This window comes from Streptomyces albireticuli, from assembly GCF_021228125.1.
Lineage (GTDB): Bacteria > Actinomycetota > Actinomycetes > Streptomycetales > Streptomycetaceae > Streptomyces > Streptomyces albireticuli.
Genome location: NZ_JAJQQS010000011.1, coordinates 21547 through 46637, shown reverse-complemented (window position 1 = coordinate 46637; position 25091 = coordinate 21547). Strand labels below are relative to the sequence as shown.

Genomic DNA, 25091 nt, shown 5'->3' with positions numbered 1-25091 from the left:
CACCGACCGCGAGCGTGCCGGTGTGAACTCCGTATAAAGGTTCGACCGTAAGGAATAATGGCAACTTATGGCGCAAAGCAAGTCGTTCAGCGGCAGGGACATGGGGATCGATCTCGGCACGGCGAACACGCTGGTGTACGTCCGGGGTAAGGGGGTAGTGCTCAACGAGCCATCGGTTGTCGCCGTCAACGCCGAGGACGGCAGTGTGCTGTCGGTGGGCTTCGAGGCCAAGGAGACGATCGGCCGCACCCCTTCGAACATCGTCGCGGTCCGCCCGCTGCGCGACGGCGTCATAGCCGACTTCGAGATAGCCGAACGCATGATGCGGCACTTCATCAAGAAGGTCCAGGGCAACCGCCGTTTCTCCCGCCCGCGCGTCGTCGTGTGCGTGCCCTCGGGCATCACGGGCGTCGAGCGGCGCGCCGTCATCGAGGCGGCGTCCCAGGCCGGCGCGCGTCAGGTGCACCTCGTCGAGGAGCCCATGGCGGCGGCCATCGGCGCGGGGCTGCCGGTCAGCGAGCCGACCGGCTGCATGGTCGTCGACGTCGGCGGCGGCACCACCGAGGTCGCGGTGATCTCGCTGGGCGGCATCGTCACGGCGCGCTCGGTGCGGACCGCCGGGGACGCGATGGACGCGGCGATCACCTCGTACGTGAAGAAGAATTTCTCCCTCGCGATCGGTGAACGCACCGCCGAGGAGATCAAGATGAGCATCGGCTCGGCCTCCCCGACGGGCTCCTGGACGGCGGCCGGCCTCACCGCGCTCGCCAAGCAGCTGGAGAAGAACGACGGCCTGGAGGACGCGGGCGACCCGGAGGAGACCCAGGGCCTGCTGCCGCCGGACCGCTTCACGATCCGCGGCCGCGACCAGGTCAGCGGTCTGCCCAAGACGCTGGAGCTGACGGCGGACGAGATCCGGCACGCGCTGACGGAGCCGGTCGACGCCATCGTCATGGCGGTCCGCCAGACCCTGGACGAGACCCCGCCGGAGCTCGCCGGCGACATCATGGACCGCGGCATCGTCCTCACCGGCGGCGGCGCGCTCCTGCGCGGCCTGGACGTCCGGCTGAGCAGGGAGCTCGACATCCCGGTGATCATCGCGGACGAGCCCCTGGACTGCGTGGCGGTCGGTACGGGCCGCTGCGTGGAGGACTTCGCGTCCCTGAAGACGGTCCTGGACGCCCAGCCGGGCCGGCTGCTGGGGACGGGCAGGCTGTAATTCAGTCCGGCCGGCGTTCGAGGCCACCGGGGTCCGGGGCGGGGCGGGTAGGGGAAAAGCCCCGTGCAGCGGCACCCCGCCCGGCCTTCCCGCCGGCCCCGCCCACCTCGCCGTCACAACCGGTGCGCCATCCCCGCCGGCGTGGCCCCCCGCGTGTCCAGCAGCAACTGCGCCTTCACCGCCAGCCCCTGCAGGTCGTACGTCCGGTGATGCTGGAGCAGCACCGTCAGGTCCGCCGCCGCGGCCGCCTCGTAGAGGCTGTCCGCGCGCGGCACCGGCCGCCCGAGCAGGTTCCACTGCGCCACGTACGGGTCGTGATAGCTGAGCTGCGCGCCGAGCTCCATCAGCCGGGAGGCGATCTCGCGGGCGGGTGAGCCCTCCTGGTCGCCGGTGTCGGCCTTGTAGCTGACGCCGAGCAGGAGCACACGGGCGCCGCGCGCCGATTTGCCGTGCTCGTTGAGGAGGGTGGCGCAGCGCTGGGTGACGTAGCGCGGCATCCGCCCGTTGACCTCCTGCGCGAGCTCGACCATGCGCAGCGGGTAGCCGAGGCTGCGGCCCTTGTAGGAGAGGTAGTTGGGGTCCACGGGCACGCCGTGGCCGCCGACGCCGGGCCCGGGGCGGAACGCCTGGAAGCCGAACGGCTTGGTCTCGGCGCAGCGCACGACGTCCCACAGGTCGACGCCGATGTCGTGGCAGAAGACCGCCATCTCGTTGGCGAGGGCGATGTTGACGTGCCGGTAGTTGCTCTCCAGGACCCGGACGGCCTCGGCCTCGCGCGGCCCCCGGGCGCGTACGACCTTCTCGCAGATCCGTCCGTAGAACGTGGCGGCGGCCTCCGTGCAGGCCGGGGTGAGGCCCCCGATGACCTTGGGGATGGTGGTGTAGCCGTGCTGCCGGTCGCCGGGGTCGACGCGGCTGGGGGAGTAGGCGAGGTGGAAGTCGCGCCCGGCGCACAGCCCCGAGCCGGACTCCAGCAGCGGACGGAGGTATTCCTCCGTGGCGCCGGGGTAGACGGCGGACTCCAGCAGCACCGTGGTGTGCGGGCGCAGTCGCCGTGCGAGCGCTCCGGCCGCGGCGGCGACGGTGCCCAGGTCCAGGGCCCGGTCCTCGCCCAGCCGGGTGGGTACGCAGATCACGGCCGTACGGACCCGGCCCAGCTCGGCGTCCGCGGTCGTGGGGCGGAAGCCCGCCGCGAGCATGCGGCGGATGTCGGCGGCGGTGAGGCCGGCGCCCTCCGAGGGCAGGCGGCCGGCGCGGAGCTCGGCGACGGTGTGCGGGTCGGGGTCGTAGCCGATGGTGTCGATGCCGGCGGCGGTGGCGGCCTGGGCGAGGGGAAGACCGAGCCGCCCCAGTCCGATGACGGCGAGATCTGCGGGCATGGCGTGCCGGTCCTTCCCCGGAGAGCCGAGCGAGTTAGTTCAGGTTAAGGGGATATATGACTGTTATTCGGGATTGTCGCGGCGTGGCTCGCGTCCACATGTCGCCGGCGCGGCCAAAGTGGCCGATCTGGGGCAGCATCGAAGGGGAACGTGTGCCTGCCCGTGGCACGGGCAGTGGTGGCGGCGGCGATCAGCGTCTTCGTGAACGGCAGCGAGAGCGGTCAAGCGGGAGGCAGCGATGAGGACAGCGACACTCGGTCCGGCGGAGCGCGGTGCGGCGCTCGCCCGGATGGCGGAGCGGGAACTGGACATCCTGGTGGTCGGCGCCGGTGTCGTCGGCGCGGGTACCGCGCTCGACGCGGCCACCCGGGGGCTCACGACCGGTCTCGTCGAGGCACGGGACTGGGCGGCGGGCACCTCCAGCAGGTCCAGCAAGCTCATCCACGGCGGACTGCGCTATCTGGAGATGCTCGACTTCGCGCTCGTGCGCGAGGCCCTCAAGGAACGCGGGCTGCTCCTGGAGCGGCTGGCACCGCACCTGGTGAAGCCCGTGCCCTTCCTCTATCCCCTCCAGCACCGCGCCTGGGAGCGTGTCTACGCCGGCTCGGGCGTCGCCCTCTACGACGCCATGTCCGTCTCCTCCGGCCACGGGCGCGGCCTGCCCACCCACCGGCACCTCTCCCGCAAGCGCGCCCTGCGGGTCGCGCCCTGCCTGCGCAAGGACGCCCTGATCGGCGCGCTCCAGTACTACGACGCCCAGATGGACGACGCCCGCTATGTGACGACCCTCGTGCGCACCGCCGCCGCCTACGGCGCGGACGCCGCCAACCGGGCGCGCGTGGTCGGCTTCCTCCGGGAGGGGGAACGGGTGGTCGGCGCCCGCGTCCTGGACGTCGAACAGGGCGGCGAGTTCGAGATCCGCGCCCGGCAGATCGTCAACGCCACGGGTGTGTGGACCGACGACACCCAGAAGCTCATCGCCGAGCGCGGCCAGTTCCACGTACGCGCCTCCAAGGGCATCCACCTGGTCGTGCCCAAGGACCGCATCCACTCCACCACCGGGCTGATCCTGCGCACGGAGAAGAGCGTGCTCTTCGTGATCCCCTGGGGGCGGCACTGGATCATCGGCACCACGGACACCGACTGGGACCTGGACAAGGCGCACCCGGCCGCCTCCAGCGCGGACATCGACTATCTGCTGGAGCACGTCAACGAGGTGCTCGCCGTGCCGCTCACCCGCGACGACGTCCAGGGGGTGTACGCGGGGCTGCGCCCCCTCCTGGCCGGGGAGTCGGACGCGACGAGCAAGCTCTCCCGCGAGCACACCGTGGCGCACCCCGTGCCCGGCCTGGTGGTCGTGGCGGGCGGCAAGTACACGACGTACCGGGTGATGGCGAAGGACGCGGTGGACGAGGCGGTGCACGGCCTCGCGCAGCGGGTCGCGGACTGCGTCACGGAGGACGTCCCGCTGGTGGGCGCCGAGGGGTACAAGGCGCTGTGGAACGGGCGCGCCCAGATCGCCCAGCGCACGGGTCTGCACGTGGCCCGTGTCGAGCACCTGCTCAACCGCTACGGCTCGATGGTCGACGAGGTGCTGGCCCTCGTCACCGACGACCCCTCCCTGGGCGAGCCGCTCACGGGCGCCGAGGACTATCTGCGGGCGGAGGTCGTCTACGCCGCCTCGCACGAGGGCGCACGCCACCTGGACGACGTCCTCACCCGCCGGACGCGGATCTCGATCGAGACGTTCGACCGGGGCACGCGGAGCGCGCGGGAGGCGGCCGGGCTGATGGCGTCCGTCCTGGGCTGGGACGAGGCGCAGATCGAGAAGGAGGTCCAGCACTACGAGAAGAGGGTGGAGGCGGAGCGTGAGTCGCAGCGCCAGCCGGACGACCTGACGGCGGACGCGGCCCGGCTGGGCGCTCCGGACATCCAGCCGCTGTAGGGGCGGCCCTTCCCGATGCCCGGGGGCCGGGCGGAGCCCCGGTATCGGGGACGGGGGGGGAGCCGTCGGCAGGCGCTGCCCCCTTGCTACTTGCCCGTACAGAACTCCGCCCGCACCAACCGCCGCTCGGCCCCCACCGGCACTCCCGCGTCCCCGTTCACCCGATAACTCACCACCCGTCTCCCGCCCCCCGTCCCCAACACCCGTACATAGGACCCGTTGATCACCCCGTCATGGCCCCACACCGTGCGCCGGCACGGCAGCCGTACGGGATACAGCCCCATCCCGTACCGCCCCCGGGAAGCCGTCGTGTCCCGCATCAGGCGGAGCTCCCGCGCGGGCAGCAGCTCACCGCCCAGCAGCGCGCCGAAGAGGCGGTTGAGATCGGGGAGGGTCGAGATCATCTCTCCGGCGGCGCCCGCCGCGGACGGATTGAGCTCGGTGACGTCCCGGGAACCCGTGTACGCGCGCCCGTGCGGCGTGGGCAGCCCGGTGCGCGTTCCGGGGAAGCTGGTGCCCGTGAGGTGGAGCGGTTCGATGACGCGCCGTCGGGCCTCGGTGGCGTACGAGTGCCCGGTCACCTGACGGATGACCATGCCGAGGAGCAGGTAGTCGGTGTTGGAGTAGCGGTAGCGGGCACCCGGAGGGGCGTACGGCGGGTGCGCGAGGGCGGTTCGTACCAGAGTGCCGGGATCGTGGGTCTCGTAGCGGTGCGCGGCGAACCCCGCGCCGAAGAAGTCGCGGTGGAAGGCGCGGTCGTCCGTGTACGAGAACAGTCCGCTGGTGTGGTCCAGGAGTTGACGGACGGTGATGCCGCTTTTATCGGCGCTTTTGTTACTGTTCCTGAGGGTGTCGCCCACGGGGATCGTGCCGCGATCGTGGCTGTTTTCCCCGTTGTCACGCAGGAGCGCGGCGGTCCCCGCCGGAAGGTGGGCGGCGGCCGGATCGTCCAGGCCCAGCCGGTGCTCGGCCACGAGTTGGAGCACGACGGTGGCGACGACCGTCTTGGTGACGCTGCCGGCACGGAAGCGATCCGTGAGGCCGATGCGGCGCCCGGTACGGACATCGGCGACACCCGCCGTACGGAAACCGGCCACCCCATGAGCGTCCTGTGACAGCTTCGCCGCGCCGGGAACCGTCCCGCGCGAAACCAGGTCCTGTACTGGAGAGCGGACCGGCGCGCCGTCGCCGCCGCTGCCGCACGCCGTCCCGGCCAGCGCCATGACGGCGCAGGTCAGCCAGGCCAGCGCGACGGCGGTCGGAGCCCGGCGCGGGGCGGCGGTATGCGTGGACATGGGCTCATCATCCACGGGTGCCACGGACCCTGGCCTTCCGCCGGTCCGCGGATGAGAGACAATGGTGGCTCTGCCAGGGTGGGTTGGTCGCAGAGCTGATTGCCAGAGGGGACGCATGTCGGAGGCGGAGCAGACGCAGGGCACGGCAGGGCGCCTCCTGGCCGGGCGGTACCGCCTCGGGGACGTCCTCGGCCGGGGCGGCATGGGCACGGTCTGGCGGGCGACCGACGAGACCCTGGGCCGTACGGTCGCGGTGAAGGAGCTGCGATTCCCGGCCAATATCGACGAGGACGAAAAGCGTCGTCTCATCACCCGGACGCTGCGCGAGGCGAAGGCCATCGCCCGGATCCGCAGCGCCGGCGCCGTGACCGTCTACGACGTGGTGCACGAGGACGACCGGCCGTGGATCGTCATGGAGCTCATCGAGGGCCGCTCGCTCGCCGACGTGATCCGCGAGGACGGTCCGCTCAAGTGGCGGCGGGCCGCCGAGGTCGGCTTGGCCGTGCTCGACGTGCTGGGCGCGGCACACCGTCAGGGCATCCTGCACCGGGACGTGAAGCCGTCCAACGTGCTCATCGCCGAGGACGGCCGCGTCGTCCTCACGGACTTCGGCATCGCGCAGGTGGAGGGCGACCCCTCGGTCACCTCGACCGGCATGCTGGTGGGCGCCCCCTCGTACATATCCCCGGAGCGGGCGCGCGGTCACAAGCCCGGCCCCCCGGCGGACCTGTGGTCGCTGGGCGGCCTGCTCTACGCGGCCGTCGAGGGCGCCCCTCCGTACGACAAGGGGTCGGCCATAGCGACCCTGACGGCCGTGATGACGGAGCCGCTCGGCCCGCCGAAGAACGCGGGGCCGCTGGCCGAGGTCATGTACGGGCTGCTGGCGAAGGACCCCGAGAAGCGGCTGAGCGAAGCGGGCGCGCGCGCCCTGCTGAACGGCGCGGTCAACGCCCCCGACGAGCGCCTGCCGAAGCCGCCCGCCCCGGACCTGGACGCGACGCAGGCCATCGCGGTGCCGGTGATCCCGGAGCGCCCGGCGCCCGGCAAGCCCTCGGCGGCCCCGTCGAGACCGGCCGCCTCGCCGCACTCCTCCTCGAAGCCGGCGTCGAAGGGCGCCGGCGGCTCCGGTGCCGGGTCCGGGCCGTCGTCGGCCGAGCCCGCGCGGGGCAGCGGCGTGTCCGCCGCCGCGCACTCCACCCACGGCCCCGCGCGGGGCGAGACGTCCGCCGTGCCCGGCATCCACCGGGTGACGTGGGAGCGGGCCTCGGTCATGGAGGTCGTCCCGCGCCGCACGAAGGTGATCGCGGCGCTCGTCGTGCTGCTGATCGTCGTCGCCGTCGTCCTCGCCTTCGCGCTGGGCGGCGGGGACTGAGCCGAGACGTACTGAGCCGTACGGGCCCGTAGGGGTGGGTTCGCCACGTATCGTGAGTTGTCGTGGACCGTGCGCAGCCGGGAGAAGCGCCGCAACATGAGCCGCCGACAGCGCCATAGGTGTGCGACGGATGTGCGACCGGCGCTGACGGGTGTTCGGGCGATGGGGTGGATCGCGCGCTTGGGGAGGCGTCGTGGACGACTACGCGGGACGGGTGCTCGCCGACCGCTACCGCCTTCCGCTGCCGCCGTCCGATGTCTTCGAGCTCGTGGAGACACGGGCGTTCGACACCTACAGCGGGCAGGAGGTCATCGTCCGGCAGGTACCCCTGCCCGAGGTCGTCGAGGCGGAGGTCGTCGGCTTTGAGGGTGTGGCGGGCGCAGCGGACGTGACGGGCATGACGGGTGTGACGGGCGGGTCCGCCGCCGGTGCCCGTGTGCCGGCCGGTGCCCCGGGTCGTGGCGGGCAGGGGTCCGCCGACCCCGCCGTGCACCGCGCGCTGGTCGCCGCGACGGCCGCCGCGCGGATCCCCGACCACCCCCGACTGGACCAGGTCTTCCACGTGTTCGCCGAGGCGGGCAGCCTGTGGATCGTCAGCGAGCTGGTCTCGGCCCGGCCGCTCGCCGCGCTCCTCGCGGAGCGGACCCTCTCCCCGCACCGTGCCGCGGAGGTCGCCGCCGACGTCCTCACCGCGCTCCGGGCCCTGCACGCCCATGGCTGGACCCACCGGAACATCACCACCCGCACGGTCCTCATCTGCGACGACGGCCGCGCCATACTGACCGGCCTGGCGGCCGGCGCCGCCGAGGAGGCGCTTTGCGGCTACGACCCCGTACCGGAAGGAACGTCCCCGGGGGCGGGGGCGGGGGCGGGTGCGGGGATGCAGGAGCCCGCGCCGGGTACACGGGCGCCGGGTACACAGGGATCGGGCGGCCCGGGATCAGGCGGATCGGGATCCGCTCCGGGCGCGCGTACGGCCGCCGGGCCGGGGGCCGGGGGCGCCGGCAGGCCGTCCGGGGCCGGGTTTCCGGGGCAGCGGGGCGCGGGCGCCCCGGCGCAGAGCGGTGCGGGCCGCCCGGCGAGTGGTGCGGTGCCGCCCGGGACAGGCGCGTCCCAGGGCTCCCCGGGCAGGCAGGATCCGGGGCAGGCACCGCCCGGCGGGCCCGGAGGTTCGCCGTCCGGGCCGGGCGGGGCACCACGAGGGGCGTCCGGCGCGCCCGCCTACCGGGATCAGGGCGCCGCCGGCGGATTCCCGCCCGCGCCCGGTGCGCCGTCCGGAAGCCGGTCGCCTCGCGCGGGGGCCGACGGACGGGACGGCACGCAGGACCCGCGCGCCGCACGGGCGGGCGCCATCGCCGCGTACCGCGCGGGGGCCCGCGCCGCCGCCCGGGCGACCGTGGAGGGCGGCTCGGCCACGTCCACGGGAGCGTCCACCTGGGGCGGTGGCAGCGCCGCCAGCGGAACGGCGCCCGCCCCCTCCCCCTGGACGATGCCCCCGCCGTCCCGCGCCCCCCGCCCCCCGAGCTCCCAGAAGGGCTCGAACCCCCGGAAGCCACCGAGGCCCGGTGCCCCCGCGGGCCCGGGCGCCACCCCGGCCCCTCCCAGCGGCACTACCCCTCCCTCCTCTCCCTTGTACACAGGGCACGTCTCCGTCGACGTGCCCCCTCCCGCCGCCCCCTCCGGGGCGAACGCCCGTGCGGGGCAGGCCGGGTCGTCGTCGCCGAGCGGGGCATCCGGTCCGTCCGGCCCTTCCGCCCGCTGGGACGGCGACGGCCGGCCGGCGAGCGGGCTCGCCGCCGAGCGGGCCCGGCAGGCGCGCATGGCCGTCGTCGGGGCCGTCACCGAGCGGTGGGCGCCGGAGCAGGCGTGGCCGGTGCGGGAGAGCTGGCAGCTCGCCCCCCCTGTCGGCCCCGCCGCCGACCTCTGGGCGCTCGGCGCCCTGCTCTTCCGCGTGGTGCAGGGCCACGCCCCGTACCCGGAGGAGAGCGTCGCCGAGCTCGTCCAGGTCGTGTGCGCCGAGCCGCCCGCGTACGCCGAGGAGTGCGGTGCGCTGCGGCCCGTCGTCGAGTCGCTGATGCGCAAGGATCCCGCCGAGCGACCGGAGTTCGAGGAGCTCCGCGGCTGGCTCCGGTCCCTGATCCGGTCGGCCCCGGAGCCGGAGATCGGCAGCCGTACGGTCACCGTGCCCTCGATCGGGCCGAGCGCGCCCGCCGACCAGCACCGGCTGCCCATCGTCCGCCGTAAGGGCGAACTGGTGCGCCGCAGACGCCCCCGCGCGGCCGCTCCGGCGGACTCCGCCGGGACGGCTTCCGCGCACGCGCACGGCCGGCACAAGAGATCCGCCAAGGATCAGGTGCAGCCGCGCGTCCGGGCCCATACGACGGGGCACCTCCAGGAGCAGCACGTGCGCACCCGGCGGGGCCCCCGCAGCCTGGGCCGGCTGATGCTCGGGCTGATCCTGCTCCTCCTGATCGGCGCGGTGCTCTACGCCCTCCTGTTCATGCCGGGCGCCGACGGCGACACGGGCGACGAGGCCACCGAGCGCACCGGGGTGGCCGGGGTCATGAGCGCGGCGCCCAGCGCGCCCGCCACCGCCGGGAGAGCGGGCCGGCCCTCGCCCGCGGGGCCCGCCGAGGCGCCGGCCGCCGAGGGCGGAGAGGTGGCGAAGGGCTTCACCCTGCGTCAGGACCCCAAGGGCTTCACCCTGGCCGTCGCCAAGGACTGGCAGCGCCGCGGTGAGAACGACCGCGGCCAGGTCGTCTACGCCGGCGGAGACATCCAGCTGATCGTCGTGCCCGGCCGGGACAAGACGGCGGAGTTCGGCACCGACCCGATGGCCTACCAGCAGAACAAGGAGCCCGAGCTGGAGGCGTACCGAACCTCTTCCTGGTCCGGTGCCTCGGGCCTGCGCCGCATCGACGTCGGCCGGACGGCGTCCGCGGAGGGCTCCTTCAACTGGAACGACAGCAGCGGCCGTCAGGTCTACGTCCGCAATTCCGCGATGCTCCTGGAAGGCGCCTACCACGTGCTCCAGGTCATCGGCCCGATGAACGAACAGCGCACGGTGGACGGCTATTTCGACCAGGCCACCGCCACCTACCGGGTCCGCTGACTCAGCGGGCCGCGTCCCCGGGGCCGTAGCGCTCCCGCAGCTTGTACTTGAGGACCTTGCGGAGCGTCTCGTTACGGGGCAGCGCGTCGACCAGCTCCAGCTGCTCGGGCACCTTGTGCACGGACAGACCGGCCTCCCGGAGGAAGGCGGCGACGTCCGTAAGGGTGAGCGGCGGGGCCCCGGCCGGCTGCTGGACGACCGCGCAGACCCTTTCACCGCGCACCTCGTCGGGGAGACCGATGACGGCGACGTCCGCCACGCCGGGGTGCCCGTGGAGGAGCCGTTCGACCTCCTGCGCGGAGATGTTCTCGCCCTTGCGGATGATGACGTCCTTCGCGCGGCCGGTGAGGACGAGGTATCCGTCGTCGGTGAGACGGCCGAGGTCCCCGGTGATGAGGAAGCCCTCGTCGTCGAAGGCGCCGGCGTGCTGTTCCGGGTCGAGATAGCCCCGGCAGACCGCCTCGCCGCGCAGCCGGACGTGCCCGTCCGTCCCCGCGGGTACGGGCAGACCGGTCGTCCCGTCGACCACACGGATCTCCATGCCCTCCGGCGGCCGCCCCTCGGTCCCCGCCAGGTGCGCGTCGGTGTCGTCCGGATCGCCCATGGTGATCATCGGCGCCTCGGTCATCCCGTATCCGTGGACGAGCCGGCAGCCCAGCTCCCGGACGACCCGGTGGTACAGCTCGGGAGGCTTGGGGGCGCCGCCGCCCGCCATCAGGCGGAGGGCCGGGAGCAGCGGCCGGCCGGGGTCCTTGCGCTGTTCGGCGAGGAACATCGCGTAGAAGGCGGTGGAGCCGCCCGCGACGGTCACCTCGTGGCGCCGGTAGGCGTCGAGGGAGCCGGGGAGCGCGAAGTGCTCCATGAGCACGGCGGGGAAGCCGCACAGCAGCAGCATCACCGTGTAGTCGGGCCCCGCGACGTGTGCGTACGGGAAGGCCATGGATCCGACGTCGTCCGGGGTGAGGCGCAGGGCGCGGGCGAGGCAGGCGCCCGCGGCGATGAGGCCGCGGTCGGTGTGGAGGGTTCCCTTGGGGTCCGAGGTGGTGCCGGAGGTCCAGTAGATCCAGCGCACGGAGGTGCCCTCGGCGGGCGGCGCCGGAAGGACCGCCGGGTTCCCCTCGGGGAGGGTGTCGTAGGCGGTGAACACCAGGGGCGGGGACGGGAGGGAGAGGGCCAGCCGGAAGGCCATGGCCGTGTGGTCGAAGCCCCGCCACACTCCGGGCACGGCGAAGAAGCCCGCCCCGGTGGCCCGGAGCGCGTGGCCGGCCTCCCGGTCGCGGTAGTAGGGGATGAGCGGGGTCTGCACGGCTCCGAGGCGGGCCAGCGCGAAGGTCAGGACGACCGTTTCGAGGCGGGTCGGCAGCTGCCAGGCGACCCGGGCACCGGGCCGCACGCCGAGTCCGTGCAGGCCCGCCGCGACCCGCTCCGCGCGGTCCCGCAGGGCGCCGAAGGTCAGGCTCCGGTCGGCGCCGTCGGGCCCGGGGTCGTCGGCCTGGACGAGCGCTAGGGCGCCGGGGGTGCGGGCGGCGCGGCGGTCGAGCAGCTCCCACAGCGTCCGGGAGGCGGCGAGGTCGTCGGCGGTACCGGTCATGAGGGCTCCCGACTTGACCTGACTGGATGTCAGGTGGGGCGGGAAGCGTAGGGCGCCGCGCCTTGTCGGTCCAGGGGGCCGGGACTAGCCTCGGAACTGACGTTTCGTCAGATTCTTGGAGGGGTGCCGTGGAACTGCCGCGCATCGTCAGTGTCGACGACCATGTGATCGAGCCGGCCCACCTCTTCGCCACCTGGCTGCCCGCCCGCTACCGAGACCGCGGACCCCGCGCGCTGACCACCGGCATCGGCGAACTCCGCTACACCGGCGGGAAGTACGTCACCACCATGGACCCCGACGGCCCGCCCGCCGACTGGTGGGTCTACGAGGACCTCGCCTTCCCGTACAAGCGCAACATCGCCGCCGTCGGCTTCGACCGCGACGAGATGACCCTGGAGGGCATCACCCGCGCCGAGATGCGGCCCGGCTGCTGGGACCCCGTGGAGCGGCTGAAGGACATGGACCTCAACCATGTGGAGGCGTCCCTGTGCTTCCCCACCTTCCCCCGCTTCTGCGGCCAGACCTTCGCGGAGGCGCGGGACAAGGACGTCGCGCTCGCCTGCGTGCGCGCCTACAACGACTGGATGGTCGAGGAATGGTGCGGTGACAGCGGCGGCCGGCTGATCCCCCTCTGCCTCATCCCCCTGTGGGACGTCGACCTCGCCGTCACCGAGATCCGGCGCAACGCCGCCCGGGGCGTCCGGGCCGTGACCTTCAGCGAGATCCCCACCCACCTGGGCCTGCCCAGCATCCACTCCGGCTACTGGGACCCCTTCTTCGCCGCCTGCCAGGAGACGGCCACCGTCGTCAACATGCACATCGGCTCGTCCTCGCAGATGCCCGCGGCCTCCCCGGACGCCCCCGTGGCCGTACAGGCGACGCTGTCCTTCAACAACGCCATGGCCTCGATGGCGGATTTCCTTTTCAGCGGAGTCCTCGTGCGCTTTCCCCGCCTCAAACTCGCCTACAGCGAAGGCCAGATGGGGTGGATTCCCTACGCGCTCGAACGCGCCGACGACGTATGGCGGGAACACCGCGCCTGGGGCGGAGTGCGCGATCTGATCCCGGAACCCCCCTCCACCTACTACTACCGGCAGATCTTCTGCTGCTTCTTCCGCGACCGGCACGGGGTCGCCTCACTGGACGTCGTGGGCCGCGACAACGCCACCTTCGAGACCGACTATCCGCACGTCGACTCGACCTTCCCGCACACCCGGGAAGTAGCCCTCGACCATGTGCGGGGACTCGACGACGAGACCGTCCACAAACTCATGCGGGGCAACGCGATCCGCATGCTCGGCCTGGATCTCGACCGGACGGGCGCCTGACGGCATGGACCTTTCCGAGACCCTTGAGGAGGAGGAATTCCGGCACCGGCTCCGCGCGTGGCTGAGGGAGGTCCTTCCCACGCTGCCGCCCGAGCCCGCCGCCACGGACTGGCCCGGCCGACGGGCCTACGACCGCGCCTGGCAGCGCGCCCTCCACGACGCCGGATACGCCGGGCTGCACTGGCCCGCCGACGCCGGCGGCCGAGGCGCCACCCCCACCCAGCACCTGATCTTCCTGGAGGAGACGGAACAGGCGGGCGCGCCCTACGTCGGCGCCAACTTCGTCGGCCTGCTCCACGCCGGCCCCACCATCGCGGCGGAGGGCACCGCCGAGCAGCGGTCCCGCTGGCTGCCGCCGATCCTGCGCGGTGACGAGATCTGGTGCCAGGGTTTCTCCGAACCCGAGGCCGGCTCCGACCTCGCCGCCCTCCGCACCAGGGCCGTCCGGGACGGCGACTCCTACGCCGTCACCGGCAGCAAACTGTGGACCTCGCACGCCGAGGTCGCCGACTGGTGCGAACTCCTCGTCCGCACGGACCCGGCGGCGTCCCGGCACCGGGGCCTCTCCTGGCTCGCCATGCCCATGGACGCCCCCGGTGTCACCGTGCGCCCGCTGCGGACCCTCGCGGGCTCCACGGAATTCGCCGAGGTCTTCCTCGACGACGTCCGCGTGCCCGTCACCCACCGCCTGGGCGCCGAGAACGACGGCTGGCGCGTCACCATGGTCACCCTGTCCTTCGAGCGCGGCACCGCCTTCGCCGGAGAGGTCGTCGCCTGCCGCCGCACACTGACCCGCCTCGCCCGCGCGGCCCGGGAGAACGGCCGCTGGGACGACGCCGTCCTGCGCCGTCGCCTCGGCCGCCTGAACGCCGAGTTCTCGGCGCTGTGGCGGCTGACCCGGTGGAACGTGAGCGAGGCCGAGCACGCCCCGCACAGCGGCCGCGGCGGTGTGCCGGGCACCGCGGGCTCCGTCTTCAAGCTGCGCTACTCCCACGCCCGCCAGGAGCTCTACGAGGCCGCCGCCGAGGTCCTCGGCCCCGACTCCCTCGACGGCGGCCGGGAGTGGACCGCGGACCGCCTCTCCTCGCTCTCCTACACGATCGCCGCGGGGACCTCGCAGATCCAGCGGAACATCGTCGCCGAGCGCGTCCTCGGCCTTCCCAAGGCGCGGTGACCATGGACTTCCGGCTGACCGGCGACCAGCGCGCGCTCCAGGCGGGAATGCGTGAGCTCCTCGCCGCGCGGTTCCCCCGCGAGCGGTTGCGCGCCTTGGTGGACGGCGACGCGCGGACCGCCGCCCGGCCCGGCCGCGAGCTCTGGACGGCGCTCGGGGACGCCGGTCTCTTCGCCCTGAGACTGCCCGAACGCGACGGCGGGGCGGGCCTCGGACTACCGGAGGCCGTGCTCCTCTTCGAGGAGGCGGGGCGGGCCCTGCTGCCCGGCCCACTGGCCACCACCCACCTCGCGGCGGGCCTGGTGCCCGGCGCCGCCGAGGGCCGCCGGATCGTCACGGGCCTGGACCGCCCCGGCGTCGTCGCCCACCTGGCCGGTGCCGACGCCGTGCTGCTTCTCGACGGCGCCACCGCCCGGGCACTGACCCCCGGGGAGGGAAACGGCCCGGACGCCCTGGGCGCGACCCCCCTCCGGTCCGTGGACCCGGCGACACCCCTGCACCGGGTGCGTGACTTCCCTCCACCCTTGGGGGGAAGCTCACTTGAAGTGACCGCCGATGCGAGTCGGCTGCATCGGGAAGCGACTTTGCTGACCGCCGCACAGCAACTGGGCAGCGCCCGCCGCACCGTGGAGATGGCCGTCGAGCACGCCCGTCACCGCTTCCAGTTCGGCCGGCCCGTCGGAGCCTTCCAAGCCGTCCAACACCTCTGTGCCGATATGCACGTACGCGCGGAACTCGCTCGCGTGAGCGTTTACGCGGCCTCGGTCACCGGGGATCCGGCCGAGATCGCCGGCGCCAAACTGCTTGCGGACAGTGCTGCTATCCGCAACGCCAGTGACTGTCTGCAAGTGTATGGGGGCCTGGGCTTCACCTGGGAAGTCGATGTCCATCTGCATCTCAAACGCGCTTGGATTCACGCGGGTGAGTGGCAATCGGTTGCCGAAGGCGAGGAATTCCTGGCGAACATGCTGCTCATGAGTGGCCCCTCGGAAACCCCCTCAGATGTTTTGGCCGGAGGTTTGGGAGGAGACAATGTCGCCCTGTAATCGGCATGGGTGAAATGCCGGGCATGTCATACATAACCCATCACAGGCCGTCGATATCAGGCTGTGTCCTGCGCGTTACTCGTTACTGGGCGGAGTCGGCCTCGCCCTCCGGTACTCTCCCTTGGATGCGAGTGGTTCAGAGGCGCAGCGAGCCGGGTGTTGTCCATGTGGCGGCGCCGGGCGGGAAAATGTCTGGCACTCGTGTCGGAACGGGGCCCGTGGTCCCCCGATGTTCGAGTCTCCGCAGCGCGCGTCGCACAGTATGCAGTACGCATACTCCTTTGCGCCGGAATATGCCCGAAGCGCTTGTTGGGGTGACTGAGCGTCAACCATGCTGTCTTGGAAAGGGATCACGTTCCGTGACCCTTCGGAGACGCGAGGCGTTGTGTCCGCCGGTTCGGATGGTGTGAGCGGTGCAGGTGCTTCAGATGCAGATGGAGGTCCGGGCCGACCCCGCGGAAGTGGGGCGGGCTCGCAAGTGGGCGAGGTCGCGCCTCGCGGGTTCCGGGATAGGTGTCGACGAGCCCCTGGCGGAGACGCTCATCCTGCTGATCTCGGAGCTGGTCACCAACGCCGTGGTGCACACCGGCTGTCCCGCCGTCCTGCGCATGCTCTTCCCGGACGTGGGGGGGCCCGCCGGCGCCGCCGAGTACTGCGCGGGCACGGTCCGGGTCGAGGTCGCCGACATCAGCTCCCGCCCGCCCCGCCGACGGCGTGCCGAGGGTGATGACACCGGCGGCCGTGGCCTGGAGCTGGTGGACGGCCTGGCCGACCGCTGGGGCTGGCAGCCCGAGGGCAGCGGTAAGCGCATCTGGTGCGAGGTCGATCGTGGCGCCGCCTCCTGGGTCGGCGCTTTCGAGGCCCCGCGCGCCGTGACAAATAGGGCTTAGTCGACAAAGTCCAGACCAGGTGTTGACGTGAAGTGTCCACGTGATCACCCTTGGACGCAGCGATTCGTTGCGAGGGGACGTCGAGAGGCCCGTTCGTACTGGGCTGCCTTGGCGAGTGCGGGTCGCGGTCCGGCGCGTACAGGGCTACTGCGCCGGAGCCGGCGGCGACGTGCGGTGCCGTGCTCGGGGTGCGCATCGGCGCGTCGCCGCCTGCTCGTCCTGTCGTGGGTCCGCCGGCCCCGAGGGTCCGGAGTCCGGTCAGAGGATCGCCACGGGCGCGACCGGGGATCCCACGCCACCCACGAAGGGTTCGGGTGTGGCGGTCAGCAGGAAGGCGTGACGCCCCTCCTCGGCGCAGGCCGCCGACAATTCCTCCAGATCCCAGTTCTGGCCCTGGAGCATCCCCATCTCGACCAGGTGGAGCGCGTGCACCGGGAGCCACAGGCCGTCGATCTCCGGCGGGACGATCTCGAAGGTCAGCGTGTCGTTGGCGACGGCGGCGACGTCACGCGCGTGGAACCACTCCGGCGTACGGATCGACAGTCCGGGCGACGGATAGCCGTACGCCTCTCTGTCGCCCGCCAGATACCGCTGGATCTGGCCGGTTCTGACGAGAACGACGTCTCCGGACCGCACGGCGACCCCGGCCAGCTCTTCCGCCGCGTCGAGATCCTCGGGGGTGACGATATGGCCGGCGTCGAGCCGCTCGGCTCCCCGGGCGCGGGCCACGTCGAGCAGAACGCCGCGGGAGACGAGGTGCCGGACCGTCTGGATCCCGCTGTGGGCCGCCCGTCCGTGCCCGGTGACCGAGCTCGCCGGGCGCCCGTTGTAGAGCCGCCCGCCGTGCGAGACGTGCGGTAGGGCGTCCCAGTGCGTCCCCGCCTGGAGCCCCATCGTCACGGCGTCGTCGCTCGTGGCGACGGTGTCCGGGCCGAACATCTCCTGATTGACGGCGATCATCGTGTGCAGGGGGTTCACCCTGCCCGGGATCAGCCCGGTCTGCACCCCGTCCTGCCGTAAGGGCACCGCCAGGGGGACTCGGCGGCCGGTCCGTACGGTCGCGGCGGCGTCGCGGACAACCGTTCTCGTGACGAGGTTGAGCGTGCCGATCTCATCGTCGTCTCCCCAACGGCCCCAGTTGTTGACTCGTTTGGCGATCTCGTGGAATTCCGGCGGCAGCGGCATGTGATCCCTTCCGGATCGGAGGTCGTGCGGGGCTTGTGCCCACGCCCACTCTGCTCAAAAATCTAACGGTCCGTCAGGTGATGGGGAGGGGTGCCGCGTGGGGAACTTCTTGGCCGACAAGGTCGTCGCCGTCACGGGGGCGGGCCGCGGCATCGGACGGGCCGTCGCCCTCGCCTGCGCCGCGGAAGGAGCCCGGGTCGTCGTCAACGACTACGGCGTCTCCCTCGACGGAGGAGAACCGACCAGCGACATCGCCACCGCCGTGGTCAAGGAGATCGAGGCCGCCGGCGGCACGGCCGTGGCCCTCGCGGACGACATCTCCACGATGGCCGGGGGGCACCGCGTCGTCGACACGGCCCTGACTCGCTACGGACGGATCGACGGGGTGGTGTGCGTCGCCGGGATCCTGCGGGAGCGCATGCTCTTCAACATGACCGAGGAGGAATGGGACCCCGTCGTCGCCACCCACCTCAAGGGCACCTTCACCGTCTTCCGGGCCGCCTCCGCCGCCATGCGCCGGCAACGGCACGGTACCCTCATCGGCTTCACCAGCGGAAGCCACCAGGGCAGCGTCTCCCAGGCCAACTACGCCGCCGCCAAAGGCGGCGTGATCTCCCTCGTCCGCAGCGCGGCCCTGGGCCTCGCCAAGTACGGCGTCACGGCCAACTGCGTCGCCCCCGTGGCCCGTACGCGCATGTCCGCCAACGTGCCCATGGAACTGACCGAGATCGGTGAACCCGAGGACGTCGCTCCTCTGGTCGTCTACCTGCTGAGCGATCGCGCCCACGACGACGGGGTCACCGGACAGGTGTACACCGTCGCCGGCCCCAAGATCGCCGTATGGGCCCAGCCCCGCGAAATCCGCGCCGCCTACGCGGACGGAACCTGGACCCCGGAGCGGATCGCCGACCTCCTCCCCGGCACCGTCGGCACCGACCCGATGCCCCTGCTCGGCCGCCCGCAGGCCGCGACCGGCTCGAACGGGCCGAAACCGTCCGGAGAACACCCCGACGCCTGACGGGCAGAGAGCGAGAAGCGCGTGGACTTCGCATTCGGGCCACAGGACGAGGCGCTCCGGGAGGAGGCCCGCGACTGGCTCACCCGCCACCTCGCCACCGATCCGGCCCCCGACGGCCGCGCCTGGGAGCGCCGGCTCGGCGCCGGCGGCTGGATCGGCCTCGGCTGGGACCCCGCCCACGGCACTTACGGCAACCGCACCACCACCCTGACCGGCCAGGTCGTCTGGGCCGAGGAATACGCCCGGGCGCGGGCCCCCGCCCGCCTCGGTCACATGGGCGAGCAACTCCTCGCCCCCACCCTCCTGGCCCACGGCGACGCGGCCCAGCGCACCCGCTTCCTGCCCGCGATCGCCCGCGGCGAGGAGCTCTGGTGCCAGGGATACAGCGAACCCGGCGCGGGCTCCGACCTCGCCTCCCTACGGACCCGGGCCGTGCCGGACCGGCGCGGCGTCTACCGGGTCACCGGGCAGAAGATCTGGACCTCGCTCGCCCACGAGGCCGACTGGTGCTTCCTGCTGGCCCGCACCACCGAGGACTCCCACCGGCACCACGGCCTCTCCTTCCTGCTCGTACCCATGGACCAGCCCGGCCGGATCGAGGTCCGGCCCATCCGCCAGATGTCGGGGGCCGCCGACTTCAACGAGGTCTTCCTCGACGGCGCCGAAGCCCGGGCCGAGCACCTCGTCGGCGGCGAGGGCAACGGCTGGAAGGTCGCCATGGACCTCCTCGGGCGCGAACGGGGCGTCTCCACACTCGCCCAGCAGACCGGCTTCGCGGCCGAACTCTCCGAGGTGCTCCGGCTGGCCCTGGAGACGGGGGCCGCAGAGGATCCGGTGACACGCGACCGGCTCGTACGGCAATGGGCCGAGCTTCGGACCATGCGCTGGAACGCCCTGCGGACCCTCGGGGTGACGGAGGACCGCGGAGCGCCCAGCGTCGCCAAACTGCTCTGGGGCGGCTGGCACCAGCGGCTCGGCGAGCTGGTCATGCGGGTCCGCGGGCCGGCCGCCACCCTGGGCCCGCACGACTGGAGCGCGGGCCGTCCCTATGAACTCGACTCCCTGCAAAGCCGGTTCCTCTTCTCCCGTGCCGACACCATCTACGGCGGGTCGGACGAGATCCAGCGCACCATCATCGCCGAGCGCGTGCTCGGCCTGCCGAAGGAGCCGCGCCCATGACCACCTACGGACACTGGATCGACGGCACCTGGCACTCGCCGGAAAAAGGGCACTATCCAGTTGTCAATCCGGCGACCGAGAAGGTCGTCGGGGAGGCCCCGGAGGCGACTCCCGCCGAAGTCGCCCTGGCCGTGACCGCCGCGCGGGCCGCTCAGGACGGCTGGTCCCGCACGCCACCGCGCGAGCGCGCGGCCGTACTGGACCGGATGGCGGATCTGATCACCGCACACGAAACCGAACTCGTACCCCTGCTCCAGGCCGAGACGGGCGCGACACTGCGCCTCACCTCGACCATGCAGGTGCCCGTGGCGGCGGACCGCTTCCGCCGCTACGCACAGGGCGCGCTCGAGCCGGCCGTCATCCCGCTCGCGCCACGCCCCGTCCAGGGCAGCCCGCTCGCTCCGGGCGGCCTCATCGGCGCCGCCGCGGTACGGCGCCCCGTGGGCGTCGTCGGCTGCATCACCTCCTACAACTTCCCGGTCGTCAATCTCGCGGGCAAGGTCGCCCCCGCCCTGGCCATGGGGAACACCGTCGTCGCCAAACCGGCACCGCAGGATCCCCTCTGCGTCCTCGCGCTCGGCCCGCTGCTCCGCGAAGCGGGCCTGCCGGACGGTGCCTTCAACATCGTCACGGGATCGGGCCCCGAAGCGGGCCGAGCGCTCGTGGAACACCCCGGCGTCGACATGATCAGCTTCACCGGGTCCACCGCCGTCGGAAAACAGATCGCCGAGACCGCGGGGAGGTCGATGAAGCGCACCCTGATGGAGCTGGGCGGCAAGGGCGCGGCCATCGTCCTGGGAGACGCCGACGAGAAGACGGTCAAGTCGGCGATCGGGGCGGTCGGTTCGGTCTGGTCCTTCCACAGCGGGCAGATATGCACGGCGCCGACCCGCGTCCTCGTCCATCGATCGCTGTACGAGAAGGTCGTCACCGGCCTCACACACTACGCCCGGACGCTGACGGTCGGGGACCCTGTGGATAACTCCACCGTCGTCGGCCCGTTGATCTCCGCCGCCCAGCGCGACCGCGTCGAGGCGTACATCGCCGGAGCCCGCGCGGGGGGCGCCCGTATCGCCGTCGGCGGCACCCGCCCCGACCTCGCGCCCGGCTTCTACGTCGCGCCCACGCTCATCACCGACGCCACCCCGGACATGGCCGTCGCCCGCGAGGAACTGTTCGGCCCCGTCGTCGTCGCGCTCCCGGTCGACGACGAGGAAGAAGCCGTACGCATCGCCAACGGCACCTCGTACGGCCTCCACGACTACGTCTTCAGCGCCGACACCGCCCACGCCTGGGCCTTCGCCGCCCGCCTGCGCAGCGGCAACGTCGGCGTCAACACGGTCCAGCGGCACCCGGAGACGCCGTTCGGCGGGTTCAAGGAGAGCGGGATCGGCCGCGACGGCGGCTCCTTCGGCCTGCACGCCTACAGCGAACTCCAGTCCCTCGTCTGGCCCTCCTGAGCCGGAGAGGCCACCCGATCCTGAAGCACACCGATCCTGACGCCCACCCGATCCTGACGCCCACCCGATCCCGACGCCCACCCGATCCCGACGCCCGCCCGACCGGAAGCTCCTCCTGAGGCGGAACACACCCAGCCCCGCCCCACTCCAGACCGAAAGCATCGCGTACAAGTCCGTTCTTGACCGGATGAGAGGCGGAACCGCCATGAGAGGCGTCATCTTCGACGGCGAGCGGCCGCAGGTCGTCGACGACCTGGAGGTCCGCCCGCCCGGCCCCGGTGAGGTCCTCGTCGCGATCGCCGCCGCCGGGCTCTGCCACAGCGACCTCTCGGTCGTCGACGGCACCATTCCCTACCCCCTGCCCGCCGTCCTCGGCCACGAGGGCGCCGGAGTCGTGGAGCAGGTCGGGCCGGGCGTCGCGCACGTCGCCCCCGGTGACCACGTCGCGTTGTCGACCCTCGCCAACTGCGGAACCTGCGGCGAGTGCGACCGAGGGCGCCCGACCATGTGCCGCATGTCGATAGGCCGGCCCGATCGGCCCTTCTCCCGGCGGGGCACCCCGCTCCACCAGTTCGCGGCCAACTCCGCCTTCGCCGAACGCACCGTCGTCAAGGCCGTCCAAGCCGTCGCGATCCCCGCCGAGTTGCCCCTGACCTCGGCCGCCGTCATCGGATGCGGCGTGCTCACCGGTGTCGGCGCGGTCCTCAACCGCGCCCGCGTCCGGTACGGCGAGACGGTGGTCGTCATCGGGACCGGCGGCATCGGACTCAACGTCCTCCAAGGCGCCCGGATCGCCGGGGCCTCCACCGTCGTCGCCGTCGACGCGAACCCCGCGAAGGCGCCCACGGCACGGCTTTTCGGAGCCACCCACTTCATCGACGCCGGCACCGCCCCCGACACCCTGGCCGCCGTCCGCGCGATCCTGCCCGACGGTGCCGATCACACCTTCGAGTGCGTCGGCGACACCTCCCTCATCGGGCAGGCCGTCGACCTCCTCGGCCGCCACGGCCAGGCGGTGCTCCTCGGCGTGCCGCCGGCCGGCGCGCGGGCGTCCTTCCTCGTCTCCTCGCTCTACCTCGACAAATCGATCCTCGGCTGCCGCTACGGATCGTCGCGCCCGCAGCGCGACATCGCCCTGTACGCACGCCTCTACCGGGAAGGCCGGCTCCTGCTGGACGAGCTCGTCAGCCGGACCTATCCCGTCGAGGACTTCACCAAGGCCGCCGACGACGTGCACCACGGCCGGGTGGCCCGCGCGGTCCTCACGTTCCCCTAGCCCCGCCCGGCCGGAAGCCGCTCAGCGCGGGGCGTCCGCCGGGTGCGCGGGCACCGAACGGAACGTACGCCGGTAGGCCGTCGGCGAGACGCCGAGCGCCGTCTGGAGATGCTGCCGCATCGACGCCGCCGTCCCGAATCCCGCGTCCTGCGCCACCTGGTCCACGGACAGGTCGGTGTCCTCCAGCAGGTGGCGCGCCCGCTCCACCCGCTGCTGGGTCAGCCACTGCCCCGGGCTGATGCCGACCTCCTCACGGAAGCGGCGGGTGAAGGTCCGTACGCTCATCGCCTCCCGCTCCGCCATGTCGCGCAGCTGGATCGGCTCGTGCAGCCGTCCCAGCGCCCAGGCCCGGGCCGCCGTGGTCGTCGCGACCTGCGGCTCCGGGACCGGACGCTGGATGTACTGGGCCTGACCGCCGTCGCGGTGCGGCGGCACGACACTGCGCCGGGCCACCTCGTTGGCCACCGCCGAGCCGTGGTCGCGCCGCACGATGTGCACGCACAGGTCGATGCCGGAGGCCACCCCCGCCGACGTCAGGAGATCGCCGTCGTCGACGAACAGCACGTCGGCGTCCACCCGGACCGACGGGTACAGCCGCTGGAAGTGGTCCGTGCTGCTCCAGTGCGTGGTCGCCGGACGCCCGTCCAGGAGCCCCGCCGCCGCGAGCACGAACGAGCCGGTACAGATCGACACCATGCGGGTGCCGGGGCGTACCCAGGCCAGCGCGGCGGCCTGCTCCTCGTCCAGCCGTCCCTCCGTGAACGGCGGGCCGAGCTCGTACGAGGCCGGCACGACGACGGTGTCCGCCTCGGCCAGGGCCTCCGGTCCCCGGTCGACGGTGATGTCGAAGTCCGCGTCCGTGCGGACGCCGCCCGGCGTCAGCGCGCACGTGACCACCTCGTACAGCGGGTCCCCGGCGGAGGTCGTGGCCTTGCCGAAGATGCGGTACGGGATGCTCAGCTCGAACGGGATGACACCGGGCAGGGCGAGAACGACGACGCGGTGCGGCGGCGCGTCGGGGTGCTGCTCGCTCCGCCGGATCCCGATGGACTGCGACATGTGTGTACGCCCCCTCAAGCGATACCCGATGCCTGTCGGCCTGTGTCTGACAAGGCTGCCCCGGAGCGGTGCATTCCCGGGACCCCGCGTCCGCGTTCCCAGGGGTCCCACTACTCCACCGCCCGAACCCCCTTGGCCCGATCCTGGTGAACGCTGTCCTCCGGGCCACTCGTGGCCGCGAGCGACGCGCTCGATGCTGACCGTGTGACCTGGACGACCCGACCTCCCACCCTCCCCGCGCGCGGGCCGGCACCCGCCGGCCGGAGGCGCCGTGTCCACCGCGCCTGGTCCGTCGCCGCCGTCACCTTTGTGACGATCATCGGCGCCGCGGGCTTCGCCTCCCTACCCGGCCTGCTCATCGAACCCCTGCACACGGAGTTCGGCTGGTCCCGGGGAACGATCGGTCTCGCCGCCTCCGTGAACCTCGCCCTCTACGGGCTCACGGCCCCCTTCGCGGCCGCCCTCATGGACCGTTTCGGCATCCGTAAGGTCGTCGCCTTCGCCCTGACCGTCATCGCGGTCGGCTCCGGGCTCACCGTCTTCATGACCGCGAGCTGGCAGCTCGTCCTGTGCTGGGGCGTGCTCGTCGGCCTCGGCAGCGGCTCGATGGCCCTGGCCTTCGCCGCCACCGTGACCAACCGCTGGTTCGTCGCCCGGCGCGGCCTGGTCACCGGCATCCTCACCGCCGCCGGAGCCTCAGGACAGCTCGTCTTCCTGCCGCTGCTCTCCTGGATCGTCGAACACCACGACTGGCGGCCCGCCGCGCTGACCGTCTCGGTCGCCGCCCTGGTCGTCGTTCCCTGCGTCTGGCTGCTGCTGCGCGACCACCCGGCGGACGTCGGACTCAAGGCGTACGGGGCCGAGTCGTACACCCCCAAGCCGCCTCCCGCGCCGGGCGCGGCACGACGCGCGCTGAAGGCCCTGACCGAGGCCGCCCGCACCGGGCCCTTCTGGCTGCTCGCCGGTACCTTCGCGATCTGCGGCGCCTCCACCAACGGCCTGGTCAAGACGCACTTCGTACCGGCGGCCCACGACCACGGCATGCCGATCACGGCCGCCGCCGGCCTGCTCGCGGTGATCGGCGTCTTCGACGTCGTCGGCACGATCGCCTCCGGCTGGTTCACCGACCGGTTCGAGGCCCGCCGACTGCTGGCCGTCTACTACGCGCTGCGCGGCGTCTCCCTGATGTTCCTGCCGATGCTGATGGCGCCGACCGTCCACCCGCCGATGATCTTCTTCATCGTCTTCTACGGCCTGGACTGGGTCGCCACCGTGCCGCCCACCATCGCCCTGTGCCGGGAGCACTACGGCGACGACAGCGCGATCGTCTTCGGCTGGGTGCTCGCCTCCCACCAGGTGGGCGCGGCTCTGGTCGCCTTCCTCGGCGGCGTGGCGCGGGACGCCTTCGGCTCGTACGACATGGTCTGGTACGCCTCCGGGGCGCTGTGCGCGGTGGCGGCGCTGATGGCGCTGGTGATCCGCAGGCGGCCCGCCGTGACCCCGGCGGCCGGAGCGGCCGCCCCTGTGTGATCCCCCTCGCCGAGGCAACCCTGCGGGCCCCAG

General features: G+C 72.7%; 17 protein-coding genes and 1 pseudogene. 13 read left to right on the top strand and 5 right to left on the bottom strand.

Going from position 1 to position 25091, the window contains the following annotated elements; all coding sequences use genetic code 11:
• The first annotated feature begins 67 nt into the window (after positions 1-67).
• Positions 68-1219 (top strand): rod shape-determining protein, encoded by a 1152-nt coding sequence (locus LUZ64_RS20445; RefSeq protein ID WP_095579298.1) that lies wholly within the window; start codon positions 68-70, stop codon positions 1217-1219.
• 113 nt (positions 1220-1332) lie between these two features.
• Here the strand turns inward: LUZ64_RS20445 and LUZ64_RS20440 are convergent, their stop codons facing one another.
• Positions 1333-2598, bottom strand: a complete 1266-nt coding sequence (locus LUZ64_RS20440) for a nucleotide sugar dehydrogenase (RefSeq protein WP_095585078.1) — start codon at positions 2596-2598, stop codon at positions 1333-1335.
• Positions 2599-2836: 238 nt separating this feature from the next.
• Here LUZ64_RS20440 and LUZ64_RS20435 point away from each other — a divergent pair, with 238 nt between their 5' ends.
• Positions 2837-4543, top strand: coding sequence for a glycerol-3-phosphate dehydrogenase/oxidase (locus tag LUZ64_RS20435; protein ID WP_095585077.1), 1707 nt, complete (start codon positions 2837-2839; stop codon positions 4541-4543).
• A gap of 86 nt (positions 4544-4629) precedes the next feature.
• On the opposite strand, the gene LUZ64_RS20430 is transcribed toward LUZ64_RS20435, so the two are convergent.
• Positions 4630-5838, bottom strand: a complete 1209-nt coding sequence (locus tag LUZ64_RS20430) for a serine hydrolase domain-containing protein (protein WP_095585076.1) — start codon at positions 5836-5838, stop codon at positions 4630-4632.
• A gap of 115 nt (positions 5839-5953) precedes the next feature.
• Between LUZ64_RS20430 and LUZ64_RS20425 the strand changes: the two are divergent.
• Both LUZ64_RS20425 and LUZ64_RS20420 read left to right on the top strand, forming a co-directional pair.
• A pseudogene (locus LUZ64_RS20425) lies at positions 5954-6851 on the top strand (serine/threonine-protein kinase); the annotation flags it as partial.
• 552 nt (positions 6852-7403) lie between these two features.
• Positions 7404-10322, top strand: coding sequence for a serine/threonine kinase C-terminal domain-containing protein (locus tag LUZ64_RS20420; RefSeq protein WP_232390498.1), 2919 nt, complete (start codon positions 7404-7406; stop codon positions 10320-10322).
• A 1-nt stretch (position 10323) separates the two neighbouring features.
• Here the strand turns inward: LUZ64_RS20420 and LUZ64_RS20415 are convergent, their stop codons facing one another.
• Positions 10324-11913, bottom strand: a complete 1590-nt coding sequence (locus LUZ64_RS20415) for a class I adenylate-forming enzyme family protein (RefSeq protein ID WP_095581823.1) — start codon at positions 11911-11913, stop codon at positions 10324-10326.
• A gap of 128 nt (positions 11914-12041) precedes the next feature.
• On the opposite strand from LUZ64_RS20415, the gene LUZ64_RS20410 reads away from it, so the two are divergent.
• From LUZ64_RS20410 to LUZ64_RS20395, 4 genes are all read left to right on the top strand, one after another.
• Positions 12042-13241 carry an amidohydrolase family protein gene (locus LUZ64_RS20410; protein WP_095581822.1) on the top strand — a complete coding sequence of 400 codons (1200 nt, stop codon included), beginning with the start codon at positions 12042-12044 and terminating at the stop codon, positions 13239-13241.
• Between the two features lie 4 nt (positions 13242-13245).
• Complete coding sequence (locus LUZ64_RS20405; RefSeq protein ID WP_095581821.1) at positions 13246-14415, top strand: acyl-CoA dehydrogenase; 1170 nt, start codon at positions 13246-13248, stop codon at positions 14413-14415.
• A 2-nt stretch (positions 14416-14417) separates the two neighbouring features.
• Positions 14418-15461 (top strand): acyl-CoA dehydrogenase family protein, encoded by a 1044-nt coding sequence (locus tag LUZ64_RS20400; protein WP_095581820.1) that lies wholly within the window; start codon positions 14418-14420, stop codon positions 15459-15461.
• A 413-nt stretch (positions 15462-15874) separates the two neighbouring features.
• Positions 15875-16351, top strand: a complete 477-nt coding sequence (locus tag LUZ64_RS20395) for an ATP-binding protein (protein ID WP_211305045.1) — start codon at positions 15875-15877, stop codon at positions 16349-16351.
• A gap of 258 nt (positions 16352-16609) precedes the next feature.
• Here the strand turns inward: LUZ64_RS20395 and LUZ64_RS20390 are convergent, their stop codons facing one another.
• Positions 16610-17536, bottom strand: coding sequence for a cyclase family protein (locus tag LUZ64_RS20390; RefSeq protein WP_095581819.1), 927 nt, complete (start codon positions 17534-17536; stop codon positions 16610-16612).
• 97 nt (positions 17537-17633) lie between these two features.
• Here LUZ64_RS20390 and LUZ64_RS20385 point away from each other — a divergent pair, with 97 nt between their 5' ends.
• The 4 genes from LUZ64_RS20385 (at position 17634) to LUZ64_RS20370 (ending at position 22469) form a co-directional block, all read left to right on the top strand.
• A complete protein-coding gene (locus LUZ64_RS20385) occupies positions 17634-18554 on the top strand; it encodes an SDR family NAD(P)-dependent oxidoreductase (protein ID WP_095581818.1) in 921 nt (306 codons plus the stop codon).
• Positions 18555-18575: 21 nt separating this feature from the next.
• On the top strand, positions 18576-19733 hold the full coding sequence (locus tag LUZ64_RS20380) for an acyl-CoA dehydrogenase family protein (RefSeq protein WP_095581817.1): 1158 nt from the start codon (positions 18576-18578) through the stop codon (positions 19731-19733).
• Positions 19730-21193 (top strand): aldehyde dehydrogenase family protein, encoded by a 1464-nt coding sequence (locus tag LUZ64_RS20375; RefSeq protein ID WP_095581816.1) that lies wholly within the window; start codon positions 19730-19732, stop codon positions 21191-21193. Before LUZ64_RS20380 ends, LUZ64_RS20375 begins: the two co-directional genes overlap by 4 nt.
• A 205-nt stretch (positions 21194-21398) precedes the next feature.
• A complete protein-coding gene (locus tag LUZ64_RS20370) occupies positions 21399-22469 on the top strand; it encodes a Zn-dependent alcohol dehydrogenase (RefSeq protein WP_095583506.1) in 1071 nt (356 codons plus the stop codon).
• A 21-nt stretch (positions 22470-22490) separates the two neighbouring features.
• Here the strand turns inward: LUZ64_RS20370 and LUZ64_RS20365 are convergent, their stop codons facing one another.
• Positions 22491-23528 carry a GlxA family transcriptional regulator gene (locus LUZ64_RS20365; protein WP_095583505.1) on the bottom strand — a complete coding sequence of 346 codons (1038 nt, stop codon included), beginning with the start codon at positions 23526-23528 and terminating at the stop codon, positions 22491-22493.
• A 204-nt stretch (positions 23529-23732) separates the two neighbouring features.
• Between LUZ64_RS20365 and LUZ64_RS20360 the strand changes: the two genes are divergently transcribed.
• The gene (locus tag LUZ64_RS20360; protein ID WP_232390497.1) at positions 23733-25058 is read left to right on the top strand and encodes an MFS transporter; all 1326 of its coding nucleotides are present in this window, start codon (positions 23733-23735) and stop codon (positions 25056-25058) included.
• Positions 25059-25091 lie beyond the last annotated feature (33 nt).